Origin of the sequence: Klebsiella aerogenes, from assembly GCA_029027985.1 — a bacterium.
Lineage (GTDB): Bacteria > Pseudomonadota > Gammaproteobacteria > Enterobacterales > Enterobacteriaceae > Klebsiella > Klebsiella aerogenes_A.
In genome coordinates this window covers 236,317-258,421 of the sequence record CP119076.1, presented here as the reverse complement: position 1 = coordinate 258,421, position 22,105 = coordinate 236,317, and the positions used below count along the sequence as shown (strand labels likewise).

The 22,105-nt window shown below is 56.5% G+C and carries 19 protein-coding genes; 11 read left to right on the top strand and 8 right to left on the bottom strand.

From position 1 onward, the window contains the following. Positions 1–37: 37 nt before the first annotated feature. On the top strand, positions 38–1,051 hold the full coding sequence (locus PYR66_01160; GenBank protein WEF28374.1) for a magnesium transporter: 1,014 nt from the start codon (positions 38–40) through the stop codon (positions 1,049–1,051). 39 nt (positions 1,052–1,090) lie between these two features. Here the strand turns inward: PYR66_01160 and PYR66_01155 are convergent, their stop codons facing one another. Next, a complete protein-coding gene (locus tag PYR66_01155; GenBank protein WEF28373.1) occupies positions 1,091–2,284 on the bottom strand; it encodes an NAD(P)/FAD-dependent oxidoreductase in 1,194 nt (397 codons plus the stop codon). Positions 2,285–2,514: 230 nt separating this feature from the next. On the opposite strand from PYR66_01155, the gene pitA reads away from it, so the two are divergent. Next, positions 2,515–4,011, top strand: a complete 1,497-nt coding sequence (pitA, locus tag PYR66_01150; GenBank protein ID WEF28372.1) for an inorganic phosphate transporter PitA — start codon at positions 2,515–2,517, stop codon at positions 4,009–4,011. Positions 4,012–4,076: 65 nt separating this feature from the next. Here pitA and uspB read toward each other — a convergent pair whose 3' ends face one another. Then, complete coding sequence (gene uspB, locus PYR66_01145; GenBank protein ID WEF28371.1) at positions 4,077–4,412, bottom strand: universal stress protein UspB; 336 nt, start codon at positions 4,410–4,412, stop codon at positions 4,077–4,079. A gap of 407 nt (positions 4,413–4,819) precedes the next feature. On the opposite strand from uspB, the gene uspA reads away from it, so the two are divergent. Further along, positions 4,820–5,257, top strand: a complete 438-nt coding sequence (gene uspA, locus PYR66_01140) for a universal stress protein UspA (GenBank protein ID WEF28370.1) — start codon at positions 4,820–4,822, stop codon at positions 5,255–5,257. A 280-nt stretch (positions 5,258–5,537) separates the two neighbouring features. Then, positions 5,538–6,986, top strand: a complete 1,449-nt coding sequence (dtpB, locus tag PYR66_01135; protein ID WEF30550.1) for a dipeptide/tripeptide permease DtpB — start codon at positions 5,538–5,540, stop codon at positions 6,984–6,986. Between the two features lie 104 nt (positions 6,987–7,090). Here the strand turns inward: dtpB and rsmJ are convergent, their stop codons facing one another. The 4 genes from rsmJ to PYR66_01115 form a co-directional block, all read right to left on the bottom strand. Next, entirely contained in the window at positions 7,091–7,843 is a 753-nt protein-coding gene (rsmJ, locus tag PYR66_01130) for a 16S rRNA (guanine(1516)-N(2))-methyltransferase RsmJ (protein ID WEF28369.1), read from the bottom strand. A 7-nt stretch (positions 7,844–7,850) separates the two neighbouring features. After that, complete coding sequence (prlC, locus tag PYR66_01125; GenBank protein ID WEF28368.1) at positions 7,851–9,893, bottom strand: oligopeptidase A; 2,043 nt, start codon at positions 9,891–9,893, stop codon at positions 7,851–7,853. Between the two features lie 181 nt (positions 9,894–10,074). Further along, positions 10,075–11,346 (bottom strand): phosphatase PAP2 family protein, encoded by a 1,272-nt coding sequence (locus PYR66_01120; protein ID WEF28367.1) that lies wholly within the window; start codon positions 11,344–11,346, stop codon positions 10,075–10,077. A 66-nt stretch (positions 11,347–11,412) separates the two neighbouring features. Continuing rightward, on the bottom strand, positions 11,413–11,541 hold the full coding sequence (locus tag PYR66_01115) for a hypothetical protein (protein WEF28366.1): 129 nt from the start codon (positions 11,539–11,541) through the stop codon (positions 11,413–11,415). On the opposite strand from PYR66_01115, the gene PYR66_01110 reads away from it, so the two are divergent. Both PYR66_01110 and gorA read left to right on the top strand, forming a co-directional pair. Continuing rightward, positions 11,540–12,382 (top strand): 23S rRNA (adenine(2030)-N(6))-methyltransferase RlmJ, encoded by an 843-nt coding sequence (locus PYR66_01110; GenBank protein WEF28365.1) that lies wholly within the window; start codon positions 11,540–11,542, stop codon positions 12,380–12,382. The two genes, PYR66_01115 and PYR66_01110, sit on opposite strands and share 2 nt — an antisense overlap. Before the next feature lie 72 nt (positions 12,383–12,454). After that, positions 12,455–13,807, top strand: coding sequence for a glutathione-disulfide reductase (gorA, locus tag PYR66_01105; GenBank protein WEF28364.1), 1,353 nt, complete (start codon positions 12,455–12,457; stop codon positions 13,805–13,807). A 32-nt stretch (positions 13,808–13,839) separates the two neighbouring features. Here gorA and PYR66_01100 read toward each other — a convergent pair whose 3' ends face one another. Continuing rightward, complete coding sequence (locus PYR66_01100) at positions 13,840–14,934, bottom strand: serine hydrolase (GenBank protein WEF30549.1); 1,095 nt, start codon at positions 14,932–14,934, stop codon at positions 13,840–13,842. 353 nt (positions 14,935–15,287) lie between these two features. On the opposite strand from PYR66_01100, the gene PYR66_01095 reads away from it, so the two are divergent. The 3 genes from PYR66_01095 (at position 15,288) to PYR66_01085 (ending at position 18,933) form a co-directional block, all read left to right on the top strand. Next, positions 15,288–16,436, top strand: coding sequence for an iron-containing alcohol dehydrogenase (locus PYR66_01095; protein WEF28363.1), 1,149 nt, complete (start codon positions 15,288–15,290; stop codon positions 16,434–16,436). A gap of 275 nt (positions 16,437–16,711) precedes the next feature. Continuing rightward, positions 16,712–18,370 (top strand): alpha,alpha-trehalase, encoded by a 1,659-nt coding sequence (locus PYR66_01090; protein ID WEF28362.1) that lies wholly within the window; start codon positions 16,712–16,714, stop codon positions 18,368–18,370. Positions 18,371–18,405: 35 nt separating this feature from the next. Further along, positions 18,406–18,933 carry a GNAT family protein gene (locus tag PYR66_01085; GenBank protein ID WEF28361.1) on the top strand — a complete coding sequence of 176 codons (528 nt, stop codon included), beginning with the start codon at positions 18,406–18,408 and terminating at the stop codon, positions 18,931–18,933. Between the two features lie 198 nt (positions 18,934–19,131). Here the strand turns inward: PYR66_01085 and PYR66_01080 are convergent, their stop codons facing one another. Continuing rightward, on the bottom strand, positions 19,132–19,890 hold the full coding sequence (locus PYR66_01080; GenBank protein ID WEF28360.1) for an SDR family oxidoreductase: 759 nt from the start codon (positions 19,888–19,890) through the stop codon (positions 19,132–19,134). Positions 19,891–20,008: 118 nt separating this feature from the next. Here PYR66_01080 and PYR66_01075 point away from each other — a divergent pair, with 118 nt between their 5' ends. Both PYR66_01075 and yhjD read left to right on the top strand, forming a co-directional pair. Then, positions 20,009–20,908 (top strand): LysR family transcriptional regulator, encoded by a 900-nt coding sequence (locus PYR66_01075; protein ID WEF28359.1) that lies wholly within the window; start codon positions 20,009–20,011, stop codon positions 20,906–20,908. Between the two features lie 106 nt (positions 20,909–21,014). After that, entirely contained in the window at positions 21,015–22,046 is a 1,032-nt protein-coding gene (gene yhjD / locus PYR66_01070; GenBank protein WEF28358.1) for an inner membrane protein YhjD, read from the top strand. The last annotated feature ends 59 nt before the right edge of the window (positions 22,047–22,105 follow it).

Here is a 22,105-nt window from a genome sequence, read left to right as displayed (position 1 = left end):
TCGCCCCTATGAGTGATTTTTTATAGGGATTTTAATCATGTCTTCAATTCAACTCTGCGCCGCGCATCAGGCGACTTCTGGTTTCGACGGCGATGCGATCGCCCAGTACATGCGTACCGATTTTATTACGCTCCAGGAACATCTCAGCGTCCACGAGGCGCGGGAGCTCTTTATCTCGCAGCTTGCCAGCGACGATATCCCCGGTCAGGTGTTTGTTGTCGCGGGTAAAAAGCTGCGCGGTAGCTTGTCGGTCAAGAAGTTGTTACAGGAGAGCGATATCGGTCAATCGATCCGCTACCTGATGGACAGCTGCCTGTTCCGCGTCAAACCTGGCGATGAACGCCCGCAGGTCATCACCGAGCTCAGCGAACGCGGCCTCGATCTGGTGCCGGTGGTCGACAAAGGCGAACTGGTCGGCTGCTTAATGGAAAAAGAGATCGCCCATCTGCTGGAAGATGACGTCACCGAAGACGCGCAGCGACAGGGCGCGACGCTACCGCTGGAAAAACCATATCTTGAGATAAGCCCCTGGACGCTATGGAAGAAGCGTTCGGTATGGCTGCTGCTGCTGTTCGTTGCCGAAGCCTATACCAGCAGCGTGCTGCAGCATTTCGAAGCCGCGCTGGAATCGGCCATCGCCCTCGCCTTCTTTATTCCGCTGCTGATCGGTACCGGCGGCAACAGCGGGACGCAAATTACCTCAACGCTGGTGCGTTCGATGGCGCTGGGAGAAGTACGCCTGCGTGACCTGGGGCGGGTAATTCGCAAAGAGGTCTCCACCTCGTTTCTGATAGCCCTGACGTTGGGCCTGGCGGGCTGCCTGCGCGCCTGGATGATGGGTATCAGCATGGAAATCACGCTGATTGTCAGCCTGACGCTGGTGTGTATTACTCTGTGGAGCGCGGTGGTTTCTTCGGTTATTCCGATGCTACTTAAGCGAGTCGGCATCGACCCTGCCGTCGTCTCTGCGCCGTTTATCGCTACGCTGATTGACGGCACCGGGCTGATTATCTATTTCAAAATCGCCCAGTATTTCCTCGGCTTAAACTGATCAAAAGCGCCCGGACGCTTTGATGCCCGGGCGCGTTGATTAAGCCTCGGCCAGCGCCTGCGCGCAGGCTGCTGCGGAGGCCCATGCCCACTGGAAATTATAGCCGCCGAGCCAGCCGGTCACGTCCATCACTTCACCGATAAAATAGAGCCCTGACGCCTTGCGCGCTTCCATGGTGCGCGAAGAGAGTTCATGGGTATCCACGCCGCCGAGGGTCACTTCCGCCGTACGGTAACCTTCGGTACCGTTCGGCTGTACGCGCCAGGCGGTCAGCGTCTCGACTAACGCCTGCTGGTCGCGAACATTCAACTGCTTGAGCGTCACGTCCGGGATTTGCCCAAGCTGCTGTAAACACTCAACCAGCCGCTTCGGCAGCTGCATCGCCAGAGTATTTTTCAGGCTTTGGTTCGGATGGGCGGCACGCTGTTCATCAAGGAATTCCTCAAGATTGCAGTCCGGCAGCAGATTAACGGCGACGAACTCGCCGGGCTGCCAGTAGCTGGAAATCTGCAGCACTGCCGGGCCGGAAAGCCCACGGTGGGTAAACAGCAGATTCTCGCGGAATACCGTGCCATTCTCAGCGCAAATGGTTGATGGCACCGAAACGCCGGAGAGCACCTGCAGTTGTTCGAGCAGCGGTTTATGCAGGGTAAACGGCACCAGACCGGCGCGGGTCGGCAGCACCTTCAGGCCGAATTGCTCGGCCACTTTATAGCCAAACGGCGATGCGCCGAGTCCCGGCATCGACAGACCGCCGGAGGCGATCACCAACTTCTTCGCCGCCAGCGTTTCGCCGTTAACCTGCAACGTATAGCCTTGTTCATCACGCTCGACGCTAAGGATTTCGCTACGTAAGCGGATCTGTACACCGCCTTTTTCACACTCGGACAGCAGCAAATTAACGATTTGCTCCGCCGAATCATCGCAAAACAACTGGCCGAGGGTCTTCTCATGCCAGGCGATGCCATATTTGCCGACCAGCTCGATAAAGTCCCACTGGGTGTAGCGCGCCAGCGCAGATTTGCAAAAATGCGGGTTTTGACTGAGATATGCCGCGGGTTCGACATACATGTTAGTAAAGTTGCAGCGGCCGCCGCCGGACATCAGGATTTTGCGCCCCGGCTTTTTGCCGTTATCGAGCAGCAGTACGCGGCAGCCCAACTGGCCCGCCTGCGCTGCACAAAACATTCCCGCCGCTCCGGCGCCGATCACAATGGCATCAAACCTTTCCACTCAACTTTCCTCATTCCCCAATTGTCGGGAATTGTAAATATTTCACTCTGGTCGCACCAGCACGAAAAAAATAGCGCTCTGTTACGTCTTTGAAAGATATGGGATTAATCCTAAGCGGGTAGAACCCAAACAGGAAGAAAATCAAAAAAAGTCTATATTTCACTTTGCCCGCGCCGCTAAAGTCACTGATAATGCGCCGCGTTCATGTCCTCAAAATGGCGTAACGTCCTATGCTACATTTATTTGCCGGTCTGGATTTACATACCGGACTATTATTATTGCTTGCTTTAGCTTTTGTACTGTTTTACGAAGCGATTAACGGTTTCCATGATACCGCAAACGCTGTTGCAACGGTGATCTACACTCGCGCAATGCGGTCGCAACTTGCTGTCGCGATGGCGGCGCTCTTCAACTTTTTCGGCGTTCTGCTGGGCGGTCTCAGCGTAGCCTATGCCATCGTGCATATGCTGCCAACGGACCTGCTGCTTAACATGGGTTCCGCACATGGCCTCGCTATGGTGTTCTCTATGTTGCTGGCAGCGATCATCTGGAACCTCGGAACCTGGTATTTCGGCCTTCCGGCTTCCAGTTCTCACACTCTGATTGGCGCCATCATCGGTATTGGTTTAACCAATGCGCTGATGACCGGCACTTCAGTGGTTGACGCGCTGAACATCCCGAAAGTCATCGGCATTTTTGCTTCGCTTATCGTCTCGCCGATCGTCGGCCTGGTGATTGCGGGCGGGCTGATTTTCATTCTGCGTCGTTACTGGAGCGGTACCAAAAAACGCGCGCGCATCCACCTGACCCCTGCGGAACGTGAAAAGAAAGATGGCAAGAAAAAGCCGCCGTTCTGGACCCGTATCGCATTGATTCTGTCCGCTATCGGCGTGTCGTTCTCTCACGGCGCGAACGATGGGCAGAAAGGCATTGGTCTGGTCATGTTGGTGCTGATTGGCGTCGCGCCAGCAGGCTTCGTGGTCAACATGAACGCTTCCGGCTACGAGATCACCCGTACCCGCGATGCGGTCAACAATGTGGAAACCTTCTTCCAACAGCGCCCTGAGCTGCTGAAGAAAGCCACTGGCGTTGACCAACTGGTTCCGTCTCCGGATACCGGCGTGGCGGCGAATGGCGAGTTCCACTGTCATCCGGCGAACACCATCAACGCGCTTAACCGCGTGAAGACGATGCTGACCGGGACCGAAAGCTACGATGCATTGTCAGTGGATCAACGTAGCCAGCTGCGTCGTATTATGCTCTGCATCTCCGATACCACCGACAAAGTGGCGAAGCTGCCGGAAGTCAACTCTGACGACCAGCGTCTGCTGAAGAAACTGAAAACCGACATGCTGAGCACCATCGAATACGCGCCAATCTGGATCATTATGGCGGTCGCGCTGGCGCTGGGTATTGGTACCATGATCGGCTGGCGCCGCGTGGCAACCACCATCGGCGAGAAGATTGGTAAGAAGGGTATGACCTACGCACAAGGTATGTCCGCCCAGATGACCGCTGCGGTTTCTATCGGCCTGGCAAGCTACACCGGGATGCCGGTTTCCACCACCCACGTGCTCTCCTCCTCGGTAGCGGGGACGATGCTCGTTGATGGCGGCGGCCTGCAGAAGAAAACCGTCACCAGCATCCTGATGGCATGGGTACTGACCCTGCCGGCAGCCATTGTGCTCTCAGGCGTGCTGTACTGGCTGGCTCTCAAGCTTATCTAAGCCATAGCAATGCTAAAAATGGGTCAGGAAACTGGCCCATTTTTTTGCATTTTAGTTCAGTGCGCTTAATGCCAAATCAGCAGCGCAACCAGACTTACCACCACCAGACCACAAAGCGCGCTGGTCAGAATAAATTGCCGCCGAACCCGCTCACAGCGACGAATAAACTCGTCGTCATGGTGATCGCGATACCGTTGGGCATAGATATACCAGACCAACCGCATTTGTTTACTGGGCTGCCCATGCGACGTGAAAAAACCGCCGCCATCGACATATTGATAGAGCAAGGGATCGCAGCCACGTAGCACAACCAATAATGCACGCAACGATGAGAAATAGCGTGCCATATTCACCACACAAACGATACACAGGGCCCAAAACAGCGCAATAGTGCTGATCATACCTCCTCCCCGGCGACCCATCCTCGGAGACCCCTCCGGGACTACCGCTCCCCAATATCATCCAACCAACCGTACAGTAAAAGAGTGCGATACCGGTCACGTTTATTTATCTGACCGGCTCATTAAATAGTGTAGGAGATCAGTTAATTTTTTTACCACAAGGTTAACCGTTATCAATACGTCAGACGGTATAATTTGTTTAACTCTTTGGTGAACCAGGTGCATTGACGGAGTGCGGGGGCGCTTATATCTTGAAGTATGACGGGTATATAGGTTAGAAATTATCTTCTACAATTAAGTCCTTAAAGACTTAGCCCCCGCGAATCTAGCACGCAGGACGCGGGCGAATCGGCAGCACAGGCTGTCTGGTCCAACGGTCATCGACAACTTATGGAAGGAGTAACACTATGGCTTACAAACACATTCTTATCGCAGTAGACCTATCACCGGAAAGCAAAGTGCTGGTAGAGAAAGCCGTTTCTATGGCCCGCCCCTACAATGCGAAAGTTTCCCTGATTCACGTGGATGTGAATTACTCCGATCTCTACACCGGTCTTATCGATGTCAATCTGGGCGACATGCAGAAACGCATCTCTGAAGAGACGCACCACGCGCTGAGCGAACTCTCCAGCAACGCTGGCTATCCGATTACCGAAACCCTGAGCGGCAGCGGCGATCTCGGTCAGGTTCTGGTCGACGCGATCAAAAAATATGATATGGATCTGGTGGTCTGCGGTCACCATCAGGACTTCTGGAGCAAACTGATGTCCTCAGCACGCCAGCTTATCAACACCGTTCACGTTGATATGCTGATTGTGCCGCTGCGCGACGAAGAAGACGAATAATCCGCGTTTCATCGCCAGCCAACGCCCGCGCCTGCGGGCGTTTTTGTTTTTGTGCTTTATCCCAAGCCAGATCCCAGGATATCAATCCAGATAATTAATATCAGTTAGTGTGATCAACCATTTATTCGAAATAACATCTATATAATAATCTATACATTCAGCCAATGACCGCATCATAACGGTTCATCAGACTTTTTCAGCGCGTTTTGGCAGACGCGTTCATACTTTTCGGGATAGCACTAAAAGGCGAAGGAATATGAAAACAACTGCACCCACAGGTTTGCTGCAGCAACCTCGTCCGTTTTTCATGATTTTTTTTGTAGAGTTATGGGAGCGTTTTGGTTATTACGGCGTCCAGGGCATCCTGGCGGTCTTCTTTGTTAAACAGCTTGGCTTCTCTCAGGAGCAGGCATTTATCACCTTCGGCGCCTTTGCAGCGCTGGTCTACGGCCTGATTTCCATCGGCGGCTACGTCGGCGACCATCTGCTGGGTACCAAACGCACGCTGGTGCTTGGCGCCATCGTGCTGGCTCTCGGCTATTTCATGACCGGGTTATCGCTACTCAAGCCAAACCTGATCTTCATCGCGCTCGGTACTATCGCCGTCGGCAACGGGCTTTTTAAAGCTAATCCCGCGAGTCTGCTGTCAAAATGCTATCCGCCGGGGGACGCCCGTCTCGACGGCGCCTTCACTCTGTTTTATATGTCGATTAACATCGGTTCGCTGCTGTCGCTATCGCTGGCGCCGATCATCGCCGATAAATTCGGCTACGCGGTGACCTACAACCTGTGCGGCGCCGGAATTATCGTTGCGCTGCTGGTCTACTTCGCCTGTCGCGGCATGGTGAAAGATATCGGCTCAGCGCCGGATCATCGGCCGCTGAGCTGGCGCAATCTGCTGTCCGTACTGGTCGGTACGGTGGCAATGATTTTCCTCTGTGCCTGGCTGATGCATAACGTCAAAATCGCCAACCTGGTGTTGATTGTGCTTTCCATCGTGGTAACGATTTTCTTCTTCCGCGAGGCCTTCCGCCTCGATAAAACTGGCCGCAACAAGATGTTCGTCGCCTTCATTCTGATGCTCGAAGCGGTGGTGTTTTATGTGCTTTACGCCCAGATGCCAACCTCGCTGAACTTCTTCGCCATCAATAACGTACACCACACTATTCTCGGCATCACCATTAACCCGGTGAGCTTCCAGGCGCTGAACCCGTTCTGGGTCGTTGTCGCCAGCCCCGTGTTGGCGGCTATCTACACCCGTCTCGGCAACAAAGGTAAAGACCTGACCATGCCGATGAAATTTACCCTCGGCATGTTCCTCTGCGCACTGGGCTTTCTGACCGCCGCCGCGGCGGGGATGTGGTTTGCCGACCCGCAGGGGCTAACTTCGCCGTGGTTTATCGTGCTGGTATATCTGTTCCAGAGCCTGGGCGAACTGCTGATTAGCGCCCTCGGGCTGGCGATGGTCGCCGCGCTGGTACCTCAGCGATTGATGGGCTTTATTCTGGGGATGTGGTTCCTGACTCAAGCCGCCGCGTTCCTGATGGGCGGCTATGTCGCGACCTTCACCGCGGTGCCAGAAAATATGACCGATCCGCTGCAAACGCTGCCTATCTATACCAATGTCTTTAGCAAAATTGGCCTCGTGACTCTGGCGGTAACGATAGCGATGGCCTTCATGGTGCCCTGGCTGAACCGGATGATTAATCCCCCGGCGAGCGCCAGGTAAGCATTAGCCGCCCCGGCTTGTGCTACGCTTATCCGGGCTACAATTTGGTAGCCCGGATAAGGCGCTTTGCGCCGTCATCCGGGAGCTATCACGTAAGCCTGAATTTATTCCGGCGTGCCCGGGTAAATATCGAAACGATGACCTTTGGTGACCACCGCATTCGGCGTGGCGACATCCGCCAGTGGCGGCGCATAGTCCGGACGCTTAACGACCACCCGTTTAGTTGCCAGCTGCCGCGCTGGCGCCAGCAGGCCATCGGCATCTAAATCCGGCCCCACCAGCGACTGAAACACCCGCATCTCTTTTTTCACTAACGCGCTTTTCTGCTTGTGCGGGAACATCGGATCCAGGTACACCACCTGCGGGCGCGGCGTAATATCGGTCAGCGCATTCAGGCTGGAAGCATGGATCAGCTGTAACCGCTCCTGCAGCCAACCGCCGATTTCCGCATCGGCGTAGCCGCGCGCCAGACCATCATCGAGCAGCGCGGCGACCACCGGGTTACGCTCCAGCATCCGTACACGGCAACCGACCGACGCCAGCACAAAAGCATCGCGACCCAGCCCCGCAGTCGCATCAACGACATCCGGCAGGTAATCACCTTTAATGCCCACCGCTTTGGCTACCGCTTCACCACGGCCGCCGCCAAACTTGCGGCGGTGGGCCATCGCCCCGCCGACGAAATCTACAAAGATCCCGCCAAGCTTGGGTTCGTCGCGCTTACGCAGCTCCAGATGCGCGGCCGTCAGCACCAGCGCCATCAGGTTATCGGCATCATGCTCCAGCCCCCAGCGGGCGGCCAGAACAGATAAGGCGCCGTCTCCGGCGCCTGTTTCATCGACTAAGCAAATCTTCACCGCAGACTTAACCCTTAATACCGTAATGCTCAAGCATTGCGTCCAACTGCGGCTCGCGCCCGCGGAAGCGTTTGAACAGCACCATCGGTTCTTCGGAACCGCCGCGGCTCAGGATATTGTCGAGGAAAGACTTGCCGGTTTCGCGGTTGAAAATCCCTTCTTCTTCGAAGCGTGAGAAGGCGTCCGCCGCCAGCACATCGGCCCACAGGTAGCTGTAGTAGCCCGCCGCATAGCCGCCGGCAAAGATGTGGCTGAAAGCATGCGGGAAGCGGCCCCAGGTTGGACCCGGCACCACCGCGACCTGTTTTTTAATCTCCGCCAGGGTTTCGAGGATTTTCGCCCCTTGCTCCGGCTGGTACTCGGCGTGCAGACGGAAATCGAACAGACCAAACTCCAACTGACGCAGGATAAACATCGCCGCCTGGTAGTTTTTCGCCGCCAGCATTTTCTCCAGCAGCGCCTGCGGTAACGGTTCGCCGGTCTCGTAGTGGCCGGAGATAAACGCCAGCGCTTCCGGCTCCCAACACCAGTTTTCCATAAACTGGCTTGGCAGCTCGACCGCATCCCAAGGCACCCCGCTGATACCGGACACCCCGGCGGTGTCGATACGGGTCAGCATATGATGCAGACCGTGACCAAACTCGTGGAACAGGGTGATCACTTCATCATGGGTGAATAGTGCTGGTTTACCGTTCACCGGACGGTTGAAGTTACAGGTCAGGTAAGCGACCGGTTTCTGCAGCGAACCGTCCAGTTTACGCATCTGGCCGACGCAATCGTCCATCCACGCCCCGCCGCGCTTATGTTCGCGGGCATACAGGTCGAGATAGAAGCTGCCGCGCAGTTCATTGTTTTCGTCATACAGCTCGAAGAAACGCACTTCCGGATGCCATACATCGATGTCGGTACGCTCTTTAGCGGTAATGCCGTAAATACGTTTAACGACTTCGAACAGGCCATTAACCGCTTTGTTTTCCGGGAAGTAAGGACGCAGTTGTTCGTCGCTGATGCTGTAGAGATGTTGTTTCTGTTTTTCGCTGTAGTAAGCGATATCCCACGGTTGCAGTTCGTCGACGCCGAACTCGGCTTTGGCGAAAGCGCGTAGCTGAGCCAGCTCTTTTTCGCCCTGCGGACGCGCGCGTTTCGCCAGGTCGGTCAGGAAGTCGAGCACCTGCTGCGGGTTCTCAGCCATTTTGGTGGCCAGTGATTTAAAGGCGTAACTTTCAAAGCCCAGCAGTTGCGCCAGCTCATGACGCAGCGCGAGGATTTCCGCCATTACCGGGCTGTTATCCCATTTACCGGCGTTCGGCCCCTGATCGGAGGCGCGGGTGGAATAAGCGCGATACATCTCTTCACGCAGCGTCTGGTTGTCGCAGTAGGTCATCACCGGCAGGTAGCTCGGGATATCCAGCGTCAACAGATACCCTTCTTGCTCTTTAGCCTGCGCCTGAGCTTGAGCGGCCGCCAGCGCGCTTTCCGGCATCCCGGCAAGATTGGCGACATCGGTCACCAGCTTGTTCCATCCCATAGTGGCGTCAAGCACGTTGTTGCTGTACAGGTTGCCAAGCTCGGAAAGGCGCGCGGCAATTTCACCGTAGCGTTTCTGCGCTTCCGGCGGCAGGCCAATACCGGATAATTCAAAATCGCGCAGCGCATTATCGACTGCTTTTTTCTGCGCGGTGTTCAGCGTGGCGTAGTTATCGCCATCGCGCAGGTCGCGGTATGCTTTGTACAGGCCTTCATGCTGGCCGACCCAGGTGCTGTACTCAGAGAGCAGCGGCAGCGTTTGTTCGTAGGCCTCACGCAGTTCCGGGCTGTTTTTCACCGAGTTCAGATGGCTAACGGGCGAGAAGATGCGTCCCAGCACATCGTCCACTTCCGCCAGCGGCTGGCAAAGATTGTCCCAGCTATACGGCGCGCCGTGCGCCACCGCGCTTTCCACTGCGGCCCGACAATCATCCAGCGCTTTAGTGACCGCAGGGACCACGTGCTCCGGTTTAATCGCAGAAAAAGGCGGCAATGAAAAAGGCGTCAATAATGGATTGGTCATATGCGCTGTCCTGTTGAAAAGGGTGAATGAAGCGCGCGTTCCGGCGCTTTTGCATGAGATCTAGAATGGGGGATAGTTGGGGGAATTTCAATGACAGGCGGTGCGCCGCGGCGGGTATTGCTGCGATAAGTCCGCCCGTTGGTTAAAAACCCCGCCAGTCTCAGAACCGACGGGGACGAGATTAATGCCTTTTTTGCGCCATCTCCCAGGCCGCCGGCAGATTCAGACGCTGCCAGAACTGCTGATCGGCGGTATTTCCCGAGAGCGGATAACCAGCCGGCAGCGCGGTGTTGACCATTAACGCCCGGCGCTGTGCGACGGACAACTGCGGCAAGGCGGCCTCCAACAGTACCTCCGCCCCCTCCGGCACCTGCAGATGCGTCTGTGCGCCCTTCTGCTGCGGCAGGTCATAGGTCATCGTAAAGCGATAGAAATCACGCATTGCCGGGTCACGATACGGATCGTCTTTACCGCTCGTCTTCGCACACTCGGCAAGCGACGTACCACACTCTTTCTCCAGCGCGGCGCGCAACTGGTCGCGAGCGTCGTTAAATAATACGCGGTACTTAGGATCGTTAAGATAATGGGCGACGTTGCGCTGCGCCACCATCCGCGAGCCCATCACGTCCAGCGGATAATGCACGCCCAGCACAATGCGCGAGTAGCCATAGCGAGCACCGCGAGTCACCAGCGCATCGAAGCGCTCGGGGATCATCTCCGCCATCAACAGCGCATCGGTATAGCCGGTATTGGTGTGGCCGCTGGGAAACGAGCCGCCATCGGCGGTGTACGGTTGGTTATCTTTCACCACCACATCATCCGGCACCAGGTGGATCGTGTTGCCCTGAATCAGGAACGGTCGTGGGTTGTTGAAATGCTTTTTCGCCGCCCCGGTACTGACTTCCGACGCTTTGATCAGCGCCGCCGCCTTGCCCAACTCGCCTTTGTCATAGGCGACGAGGAATGCTTTCCCCAACCGCGGCCCCAGCGCGTCGCTGAGGAAATAGAGATAGCTAATACCTTCGGCATCGGCCAGCGCCTGATGGCGCGTTGTCTGTACAGCGTCGCGGTTAATGGCGGTGACGGTATCAAGATTCTGCTGTACAACTATTGGTGGCAGCGTACTGAACGCGGAAAGTAGCGCAATGCCCGCCTGCTGATTAGCTTTAGTCTGGAAGTCGTAGCCGCTGGCCTTCAGCCAGGCTTTATCCGCCTGGGTTTTATTCTGCCTGCTGTGCGCAAGCTGGTCGCGGGTGAGCGTAGCGGCATCGCCTTTCAGCGCGCCGCGCAGTTGAGTCAGCGCCTGGCGCTCAAGATCGTCAAACGCCGGTTCGGAGGCCGCTGGCGTCACGGAATTGGCGATCGCCGCCGCCGTGTTGAGTGGAACCTCTCTGGCTAACACCGGTTGCGCCAGCAGCAGCGCCGTCGCCAGCAGCGTGAGTTGCATTTTCATTATTTTTCCTTTTATTCAAATAATTACCTTGCCTTCACCCGACGCTAGCGCGGCATTTTGACGCTTTTATGACAGCGTGATGTTTTGCAACGCTTTTGCGGTGATTGAAACAGCGCGGCGCGACAGCGGCAATCCAGGGCGAACTGCGGTAAACTGTCGGTTAACTTGTTTAACTCCCGGAATATCTGCATCCATGCTCAGTTATCGCCACAGCTTTCACGCAGGCAACCACGCCGACGTCCTTAAACACACCGTTCAGAGTCTGATCATTGAAGCGCTGAAAGAGAAAGAAAAACCGTTTCTCTACCTGGACACCCACGCTGGCGCGGGCCGCTATCAGCTGAGCGGCGAGCACGCCGAGCGCACCGGCGAGTATCTCGAAGGTATCGCCCGCATCTGGCAGCAGGACGATCTGCCAACAGAGCTTGAACCTTATATTTCGGTCGTCGAACATTTCAACCGCAGCGGCCAGCTGCGCTACTACCCGGGTTCACCGCTAATCGCCCGCCAGTTGCTGCGCGAGCAGGACAGTCTGCAGATGACCGAACTACACCCGAGCGACTTCCCATTGCTGCGCGCCGAGTTCCAGAAAGACAGCCGTGCGCGCGTAGATAAAGCTGATGGTTACCAGCAGTTGAAAGCCAAGCTGCCGCCGGTTTCTCGCCGCGGTCTGGTGCTGATCGACCCGCCATACGAAATTAAAACCGACTACCAGGCGGTGGTTACCGGGATCAACGAAGGCTACAAACGCTTCGCTACCGGCACCTACGCACTGTGGTATCCGGTGGTGCTGCGCGCACAAATCAAACGTATGATCAAAGAGTTAGAAGCCACCGGTATTCGCAAAATTCTGCAGATTGAGTTGGCGGTGCGTCCGGACAGCGACCAGCGCGGCATGACCGCCTCCGGAATGATCGTCATCAACCCGCCGTGGAAGCTGGAACAGCAGATGAACAACGTGCTGCCATGGCTGCACAGCAAACTGGTTCCGGCCGGTACCGGCCATGCCACCGTGAGTTGGATCGTACCGGAGTAATCGCAACCATCGGTGGAACCTTTTAAGCCTCGCGCTACAATCGCGGCAATCAACGATTAAGGACATATGGGCATGAGCAAACATTATGATTACCTCGCCATCGGCGGCGGCAGCGGCGGTATCGCCTCGATTAACCGTGCGGCAATGTACGGTCAAAAGTGCGCGCTGATTGAAGCCAAAGAGCTGGGCGGCACCTGCGTCAACGTCGGCTGCGTGCCGAAAAAAGTCATGTGGCATGCGGCGCAGATTCGCGAAGCAATTCATCTGTATGGCCCGGATTACGGTTTCGATACCACGATCAACCATTTCGACTGGAATAAGCTGGTTGCCAGCCGCAGCGCCTATATCGACCGCATTCATACCTCTTACGACAACGTGCTGGGTAAGAATAAGGTTGATGTTATCAAAGGCTTCGCCCGCTTTATCGATGCTCACACCGTTGAAGTCAACGGCGAAACCATTACCGCCGATCATATTCTGATCGCCACCGGCGGCCGCCCGAGCCACCCGAACATTCCGGGCGTCGAATACGGTATTGATTCCGACGGTTTCTTCGAACTGCCAGCGCTGCCGAAGCGCGTGGCCGTAGTCGGCGCAGGCTATATCGCCGTTGAGCTGGCTGGCGTGATTAACGGCCTCGGTGCCGAAACGCACCTGTTCGTACGTAAACACGCGCCGCTGCGTAGCTTCGATCCGCTGATTGTCGAGACGCTGGTTGAAGTGATGAATGCCGAAGGCCCGCAGCTGCACACCAATGCAATCCCGAAAGCAGTGGTCAAGAATGCCGACGGCAGCCTGACCCTGGCGCTGGAAGATGGCCGCAGCCAGACCGTAGATTGCCTGATTTGGGCGATTGGCCGCGAACCGGCGACCGATAACTTCAATCTGGCGGCAACCGGCGTGAAAACCAACGATAAAGGCTATATCGTCGTCGATAAATTCCAGAACACCAACGTACCGGGAATTTACGCCGTCGGCGATAACACCGGCGCCGTTGAGCTGACTCCTGTTGCAGTAGCCGCGGGCCGTCGCCTGTCCGAACGCCTGTTTAACAACAAGCCGGAAGAGCATCTGGACTACAGCAACATCCCGACCGTGGTCTTCAGCCACCCGCCGATCGGCACCGTGGGCTTAACCGAGCCGCAGGCGCGCGAGCAGTACGGCGACGATGCCGTGAAGGTATATAAATCTTCCTTCACCGCGATGTATACCGCGGTGACCTCTCACCGCCAGCCGTGCCGGATGAAACTGGTTTGCGTCGGCCCGGAAGAGAAGATTGTCGGTATCCACGGTATTGGCTTCGGTATGGATGAGATGCTGCAGGGCTTCGCGGTCGCGTTGAAGATGGGCGCCACCAAAAAAGATTTCGACAACACTGTCGCTATCCACCCAACCGCGGCGGAAGAGTTCGTCACCATGCGTTAATCCATGAAGCCCCGTCTCAGGACGGGGCTTTTTTATTGCTGCGGCGCCAAATTGCGCAGGATATGATGGCCGACGTAGTTGCTCCAGTTAAAGCTGTTTTGCAGCACCACCACCGCATTCTGATTCGCTTTATCAAAGCCGATATAGCTTGAATAGCCGCCGATATACCCCACCTGATAGGTTAATTGCTGCTTACCGAACGTGTCGGTCACCCAGGCGATATTCGCCGCTTCGATCTGTCGCGGATAATAATCAACACTAACGTCTTTGAATGCCTGATCCAGCGCCGCGTGGCCAGTAGGTTCGAAGTGGGCGCGGGCATACTCAATCAAGTCGCCGGCATCGCTATACAAACTCGCGGCGCCAACCATGTTATGACTGAACTGCCAGTCCGGCGTCAGCGCACCGCGAGGTTTAAACTTCGGCTGATCGCCAACATGTCCTAACGCACGCCGTGGATAAGCGCGCAGCGTCTGCGGCAGGAAACTGGTATTCCCCATCGCCAGCGGGCGAAAAATCATGCGCGAGGCCAGCGTATCTATCGATTCGCCGGTTTGGTATGTAAGGAGGTAGCCGAGGATCGCATAGCCCAGGTTAGAGTAGCTCGGTTCACGTTCCAGCGGCGCGTTGAAGGTACTCAGGTAACTGAGCACGCCGTCGGCATCAAGCTCGTGATAGAAGTTTTCACCGTTATTGAGATAGACCAGCAAGTGTTCCAGCGACAGTAGATTCATCGGCTGACGCGGCAGACCGGAAGTGTGAGTCACCAACTGTAACAAGGTGATCCTGCGGGCATCCTCGCTCAGGGCAGTTCCCGGCGGCAGCAGGGTTTGCAGCGTATCTTGCCAGTGCAAACGCCCTTCGTTGACCAGCATCGTCACCACTTCGGCGGTCACGCCTTTGCTCAACGATCCCAGGGCGAATAACGTTTGCGGGGTAATCGGGTAGCGCTGCTTATTGTCGGTCACGCCGTAGCAATGAAACTCAGCCGGGCCGTTATGGTGAATGATCGCCACCACCATGCCGCTGACCTGCTTCTCGCGCATGTAATGGGTCACAAAAGTGTCGACAGAAAGCCGCTGCCCATTTTGCCCCACCAGACTGGTTTCATTGCTGGGCGGGCTCATTTGCGACAACGTACCGGAGCAGCCTGAAACCAACAGTAATGCCAATAGCACAAGGCCTAACCGCCTGTTCAAACTTCACCTGCCTGCCGCGCGTTGTTTCGGGTGGGATAAAAAATAGACGCGGATAGTAGCGGCATTACTTCGGCATTGCAAAGCGAATACGCTCAAAAATAAATAAGGCCGTAGAAACGAATTTGACCAGTCAAAGGCTGGCCTCCAGTGAGGGACAAGAATGTCCCTCATTAATCCCCCGGAGCAGAGATAACGATGCGACCGGGGTGAACGCTCATGCAACTTGCAGGATAACGGGTATAGTGAATTGCAGAATGATTATCCACAACAGGTACCCCTACATGGTCACTTCCTTCAACATTTTGATGCCAGGAAATATTCGCTTTGGCCGCGGGCAAGCCCGCAGCGCGGCGCCGTGGCTGGCGCAATATAACACCCCGGTGCTGCTGGTTCACGGTGCAACCCCGAGCCGTGCGGAATTTTTACTTCACGAACTGAAAGCGCTTCATCTCACGGTCATCACCCTTGCTATCGCCCAGGAACCGACGTTGAGCGATATCGAACGCGGCATACAGCTGGCGCGTGAACATGGCGTCGGCGCGGTAGTGAGCCTCGGCGGCGGTGCGGCGATCGATGCCGGTAAAGCCATTGCCGCGCTGGTTCCTGCGACGGGACCGGTCATTGAGTATCTGGAAGTGGTCGGCACAGGGCGCCTACTGGAAACCCATCCGCTGCCGTTTGTCGCCATTCCGACAACCTCCGGCACTGGCGCGGAAGTGACCAAAAACGCGGTCATCAACGTGCCGCTGCAGCAGCGCAAGGTCAGCCTGCGCGACGATCGCATGCTGCCGCTGTTGGCGATTATCGACCCATCGTTAACCGACAACGCCCCGCGTGCGGTCACTCTCGGTTCCGGTCTGGATGCCTTAACCCAGGTGATCGAACCCTGGCTATGTACCCGCGCCACCCCCTTCACCGACGCCCTGTGCCGCGAGGCGATTCCACGCGGCATCGCGGCGTTAAAAACGCTGATGGAAAAAGAGTGCCCGGACAGCCGCGACGAGCTGGCATGGGTCAGCCTCTGCGGCGGGCTAGCGCTGGCCAACGCCGGGCTGGGCGTAGTCCATGGTCTGGCGGGGCCGCTTGGCGGATTAAGCGACGCTTCCCACGGCGCGCTCTGCGGCTGCCTGCTGCCCTTTGGCCTTGAGCTTAATGAATCACTGGCGACGCATCAGGCGCTCCGCCAGCGTTTCCTCGAAGTACGCCAGTGGATTGCCGCCGGCCTCGGCGTCTCGCCGGATGTCGCCTGGCAAAGCCTGCGCGAATGGAGCCAACGCGCGGGGCTTGGCAATTTACGCGACCTCGGCGTACCACGCGACGCGCTGGAACCTGCGGCGCTGGCCGCCAGCGCTTCATCCTCGATGAAAGCCAACCCGGTGGCGCTGGACTCGGAACAGCTGCTGGAGATGCTGGAAGCCGCCTGGGAGTAAGCGCCACGGCCTCTTATCCGCCTCTGATGGCGCAGGGCGGATAAGATTCTGTTGCATAATGAATGTTCCGAATTTCGTTTTCGCGCATTGATGAAAAAAATCAGAAAAGCGACGTTATTTCAATCTGCTACTCCCATTCCCTTCTCCTTCCCGCATTACAAAACGTGATCTGACGCACGGTTTATATTCCGCAGACCGAAGCGAGTGTCTACGCTTAATAGTGAGCCCGGGCACGCCCGGCCCCCAACTTACGCAATCCGGAGGCCTGTATCGCTATGTTCAACCAGAAACTACGTGACGTTGATGACGACGAGTTGAGGATCGAAAACGATCCGTGCTACGAAGCCGATCCGTATGAGTTAAAACTGGATGAAATGTTCGACGCCGAACCGGAGCCGGAAATCATTGAAGGGTTACCAGCGTCGGATGCCCTGACCCCCGCCGACCGCTATCTCGAACTGTTTACCCATGTGCAGAAATCGCGCATCTTTGTCGATAGTAAAACCTTCCCCGATTGCGCGCCGAAACACGATCCGCTGGATATTCTGATGCGCTACCGGCGGGTGAAACGCACGCCGGAGTTCGATCTGCGCCAGTTCGTTGCAGACAACTTCTGGATGCCGGATAACCGCGCCGATGATTACACCTCCGACCCGAAGCTGACGCTGAAAGAACACATCGACACGCTATGGCCGGTATTGACCCGCGAGCCGCAGGATCATATCCCATGGTCGTCACTGCTGGCGCTGCCGCAGTCGTATATCGTCCCCGGCGGGCGGTTTAGTGAGACCTACTATTGGGACTCCTACTTCACCATGCTGGGGCTGGCGGAAAGTGGCCGCGGCGATCTGCTGAAGTGTATGGCCGACAACTTCGCATGGATGATTGAAACCTATGGCCATATTCCCAACGGCAACCGCACCTACTATCTCAGCCGCTCTCAGCCGCCGGTGTTCGCCCTGATGGTTGAGTTGTTCGAAGAGGATGGCGTGCGCGGCGCGCGGCGTTATCTCGACCATCTTAAGCGGGAGCACGCCTTCTGGATGGACGGCGCGGAGTCGCTCATTCCCAATCAGGCCTATCGTCACGTCGTACGCATGCCCGACGGTTCACTCCTCAACCGCTACTGGGACGATCGTGATACGCCACGCGACGAATCCTGGCGGGAAGACGTGGAAACAGCGAAACATTCCGGCCGCCCGCCTAATGAGGTGTATCGCGACTTGCGCGCTGGCGCGGCCTCCGGGTGGGATTACTCCAGCCGCTGGCTGCGCGACATCACCCGGTTGGCGAGCATCCGCACTACCCAGTTTATCCCTATCGACCTCAACGCTTTTTTGTTCAAGCTGGAAAATACCATCGCCAATCTTTCCGGCCTGAAGGGCGATCGCGAGACCGAAACGGCATTCCGTCATAAAGCGAACGAGCGCCGGGCGGCGGTCACACGCTATCTGTGGGATGAAGAGTGCGGCTGTTTTCGCGATTATGACTGGCGCCGCGAGCAGCTGGCGCTATTCTCCGCCGCCAGCATCGTGACGCTGTACGTCGGTATGGCGACCCATACGCAGGCCGAACGGCTGGCGGATGCCGTGCGGGCGCGCCTGTTGACCCCCGGCGGTATTATGGCCACGGAATATGACAGCGGTGAGCAGTGGGATAAGCCCAACGGTTGGGCGCCGCTGCAGTGGATGGCGGTTCAGGGATTCAAAATGTACGGCCACGATCCGCTCGGCGATGAAATCGCCCAGAGCTGGCTGCAGACGGTGAACCATTTCTATCTCAAACACCATAAGTTGATTGAGAAATACCATATTGCCAGCAGCATCCCGCACGAAGGCGGCGGCGGCGAGTATCCTCTGCAGGACGGCTTTGGCTGGACCAACGGCGTGGTGCGGCGGCTTATCGGCCTGTACGGCGAGCCGCAATCATCATAAGAAACGACCCACCGGCATTTTACCGGAGCGACATCATGCCCGAACTGCTTACGCCGCGGCTGCGCTGCTCGCCGCTGCAGATTGACGACTGGTCCTTTTTTCTTAGCCTGCAACAGGACTCGCAGGTCATGCTCTATGTTGCAGATAACCGCTCAATCGCCGATATCCGCGAAGCGTTTGATTCCCGTCTGCCGGTCTGGTCGCCCAAAGCGGCGCACTGGCTGTGCCTGGTGGTTCGCGACCGTCAGACCCATACCCCGCTGGGTCTGACCGGTTATCGCCACCACGATGACGATATCGCTGAAGTGGGCTTTCTTTTCGCCCCCGAGGCCCAGGGACAAGGCTACGGTTACGAATCGCTGCACGCGCTGTGCGATTACGCCTTTTCCGTTGGCGGCATCCGCCGTCTGACCGCCAGCGTGACCGCCGGAAATCAGGCTTCTAAGCATCTATTACAAAAAGCCGGTTTCATTCAGGAAGGGGAACTGCGTGAATGCTACTGGCTGCATGGCCGATGGCATAATGACTGGTTGTTCGGCCTGATGCGCCACGATAACCGATAAGCCCTTGGCCATCCGGCGAATGGGGACAGTCCGACCTTTCCTCAATTAAAGGCACAGTGGGTAGGAATGTAGTATTTTTCCGCCAATGTAATCCCAGCGCTAACAATCAGCGATCGGCATGGCGGAAAAAAGTATTACCGAATAAGAGAACGCACAATATGAAACCGCCCTCCGCCATCATGCCGAAGGGCGGTAATATTATAAGAACATCCCGCCGGAGACCTCAACGCGCTGGGCATTCATCCAGCCGAGATCGTCACTCAGTAGCGCGGCAATGGCATCGCCGATGTCATCAGGCAGACCGACGCGTCCCAGCGCCGTCTGGGCGGCGATATGCTGGTTGAGCTGTGCATTATCTCGTACCACGCCGCCGCCGAAGTCGGTCTCAATCGCCCCAGGGGCAATGATGTTGACCGAAATCCCGCGTCCGCCAAGCTCTTTCGCCTGATAACGGGTTAATACTTCCATCGCGCCTTTCATCGCCGCATAGGCGGAATAGCCCGGCAGTGCAAAACGCGCCAACCCGCTGGACACATTCAGGATACGTCCGCCGTCTTGAATTAACGGCAGCAGGCGTTGGGTGAGGAAGAATGGCCCCTTAAACTGGATGTTCACCAGTTCATCAAACTGGGCTTCGCTGGTCTCGCTAAACGGCACATGCAAACCGATCCCGGCATTGTTCAATAAATAATCGAAGCTATCGCGCTGCCACGCATTCTGCAGGCAATGCGCCACCTGTTGCACAAAATCGGCAAAGCTTGCAGTATCGCCGACGTTCAGCGGTAATGCGGCGGCTTTTCTCCCTTTTTGCTCAATTTCGCGTACAACATCCAGCGCGGCCTGCTGGTTGCTGTGGTAGGTCAGAATAATATCGGTTCCCCTGGCCGCCAGCTTCAGCGCCGCGTTTTTCCCCAAACCACGGCTGCCGCCGGTCACTAAAGCGATACGTGATGTCATCAGAAACCCCTTCTTCGTTACGTGTGTCTGAAAAAAGAGCTTATTAGCAGACATCCTGACAATAAATGGTCTAAATTACGTTTTACTGTTTCATATCTAACAACAATAGGTCACAGGTATGGATAAAATTCACGCAATGCAGCTGTTTATCCGCGTCGCGGAACTGGAGAGTTTTTCCCGCGCCGCCGATACCCTCAGGCTGCCGAAAGGCAGCGTATCGCGGCAGATCCAGGCGTTGGAAAGCCACCTTGGCGCTCGCCTGCTTCACCGCACGACGCGCCGGGTACAGTTAACCCAGGACGGCATGGTCTACTACGAACGCGCCAAAGACCTGTTAAGCAATCTTGATGATCTGGACAGCATGTTCCAGAGCGATCCGTCGAGTATTAGCGGCCGCCTGCGCGTCGATATGCCGGTCAGCGTCGCCAAAAAACTGGTCATCCCGCAGCTTCCCGCCTTTTTACAGCAATATCCCGGCATTGAAGTCGAGCTCAGCAGCAGCGACCGGCTGGTTGATGTGGTGCGCGAAGGATTTGACTGCGTGATCCGCGTCGGTACGTTGAAAGACTCGGGGCTAATTGCCCGACCACTTGGCAAACTCACGCAGATTAACTGCGCCAGTCCGCACTATCTGGCGCGTTTTGGCTACCCGGAAACCCTCGACGATCTGGCGGATCATGCTCTGATCCACTACGCCAATAACCTCGGCGCGCGGCAACTGGGTTTTGAGGTGGTCAGCGACGGCGCCGTTCGCTGGGTGAAAACCGGCGGCGTACTCACCGTTAACAGCACTGAGACCTATCAGGCCGCCTGCCTGGCCGGGCTCGGCATTATTCAGGTGCCGCGTACCGGCGTACGCGACGCGCTGCGTACCGGCGAGCTGGTTGAGATCCTGCCGCAGTATCGCGCCGAACCCCTGCCGGTGTCGCTCATCTATCCCCATCGGCGCAATCTTTCCCGCCGCGTGCATCTGTTTATGGAGTGGTTGGGCGGCTTGATGAAAGGTTATGTCGATTGATCGGCACGCTGGTGAACGCCCGACAGATGGATAGCTACCTGCAAGATGCGCCGTTTAAGGTATACTTTTTGCTGAATCTCGCTGTAAAGAAAGGAAGAAATCACTTATGACGCCGGAAAACGACGATCGCCGCCCGCCACAGGAACCGGGCCAGCAGCCGGAGAAAAACAAAAACCCCCTTGCCGCTATCAATGACTCCGCCGTTGGGCAGAAAGCCAATCAGGCGCTAAAAAGCATGACCGGAACGGCGGCCAAAGTGCAGCGCAACCCGGTGATAGCGCACCTGCTGCGCGCCGCGGAACGCTTCAACGACAGACTTGGCAATCAGTTTGGCGCCGCTATTACCTATTTCTCGTTTTTGTCGATGATCCCCATTCTGATGGTCTCCTTCGCCGCCGCCGGTTTCGTGCTGGCCTGGCACCCCACGCTGTTGCAAGACATCTTCGATAAAATTCTGCTCAACGTCAGCGACCCGACGCTAGCGGCGACGTTAAAAAGCACCATCAATACCGCCGTGCAACAGCGTACTGCCGTTGGTCTCGTCGGCCTGCTGGTCGCGCTTTATTCCGGCATTAACTGGATGGGTAACCTGCGTGAAGCGATTCGCGCCCAGTCCCGCGATGTTTGGGAACGTACGCCGCAGGATCAGGAAAAAATCTGGGTAAAATACTTCCGCGATCTTATCTCGCTGATCGGCCTGCTGGTTGCGCTCGTGGTGACGCTATCCATCACCTCCGTCGCCGGATCCGCGCAGCAGATGATCATCTCCGCACTGTATCTTGATAATATCGAATGGCTGAAACCAGCCTGGCGGCTTATCGGTCTGGCCATCTCCATCTTCGCCAATTACCTGCTGTTTTTCTGGATCTTCTGGCGGTTACCGCGCCACCGTCCGCGCCGTAAAGCGCTATTCCGCGGCACGCTGATTGCGGCGATCGGCTTTGAGATAATCAAAATTGTGATGACCTGGACGCTCCCGGCGCTGGTGAAATCACCGTCCGGCGCCGCCTTCGGCTCGGTACTGGGGTTGATGGCCTTTTTCTATTTCTTCGCTCGCCTGACGCTGTTCTGCGCTGCGTGGATTGCCACCGCCGAGTACAAAGACGACAAGCGCATGCCGGGTAAAACCCACCGCTAAAAGCCCTCATCGGGCTGAATAGAGATGCAAAATTCAGCCCGATCTATGTTTTTAGCAGA

Excerpts from the sequence above, each read along its gene's own strand:
- PYR66_01100 (WEF30549.1), bottom strand. The coding sequence starts at position 14,934 with ATGAGCCCGCCCAGCAATGAAACCAGTCTGGTGGGGCAAAATGGGCAG.
- PYR66_01160 (WEF28374.1), top strand. The coding sequence starts at position 38 with ATGTCTTCAATTCAACTCTGCGCCGCGCATCAGGCGACTTCTGGTTTC.
- PYR66_01085 (WEF28361.1), top strand. The coding sequence starts at position 18,406 with ATGCCCGAACTGCTTACGCCGCGGCTGCGCTGCTCGCCGCTGCAGATT.
- uspA (WEF28370.1), top strand. The coding sequence starts at position 4,820 with ATGGCTTACAAACACATTCTTATCGCAGTAGACCTATCACCGGAAAGC.
- prlC (WEF28368.1), bottom strand. The coding sequence starts at position 9,893 with ATGACCAATCCATTATTGACGCCTTTTTCATTGCCGCCTTTTTCTGCG.
- PYR66_01080 (WEF28360.1), bottom strand. The coding sequence starts at position 19,890 with ATGACATCACGTATCGCTTTAGTGACCGGCGGCAGCCGTGGTTTGGGG.
- yhjD (WEF28358.1), top strand. The coding sequence starts at position 21,015 with ATGACGCCGGAAAACGACGATCGCCGCCCGCCACAGGAACCGGGCCAG.
- PYR66_01115 (WEF28366.1), bottom strand. The coding sequence starts at position 11,541 with ATGGATGCAGATATTCCGGGAGTTAAACAAGTTAACCGACAGTTTACC.
- pitA (WEF28372.1), top strand. The coding sequence starts at position 2,515 with ATGCTACATTTATTTGCCGGTCTGGATTTACATACCGGACTATTATTA.
- PYR66_01120 (WEF28367.1), bottom strand. The coding sequence starts at position 11,346 with ATGAAAATGCAACTCACGCTGCTGGCGACGGCGCTGCTGCTGGCGCAA.
- gorA (WEF28364.1), top strand. The coding sequence starts at position 12,455 with ATGAGCAAACATTATGATTACCTCGCCATCGGCGGCGGCAGCGGCGGT.
- PYR66_01095 (WEF28363.1), top strand. The coding sequence starts at position 15,288 with ATGGTCACTTCCTTCAACATTTTGATGCCAGGAAATATTCGCTTTGGC.
- PYR66_01110 (WEF28365.1), top strand. The coding sequence starts at position 11,540 with ATGCTCAGTTATCGCCACAGCTTTCACGCAGGCAACCACGCCGACGTC.
- uspB (WEF28371.1), bottom strand. The coding sequence starts at position 4,412 with ATGATCAGCACTATTGCGCTGTTTTGGGCCCTGTGTATCGTTTGTGTG.
- PYR66_01090 (WEF28362.1), top strand. The coding sequence starts at position 16,712 with ATGTTCAACCAGAAACTACGTGACGTTGATGACGACGAGTTGAGGATC.
- PYR66_01075 (WEF28359.1), top strand. The coding sequence starts at position 20,009 with ATGGATAAAATTCACGCAATGCAGCTGTTTATCCGCGTCGCGGAACTG.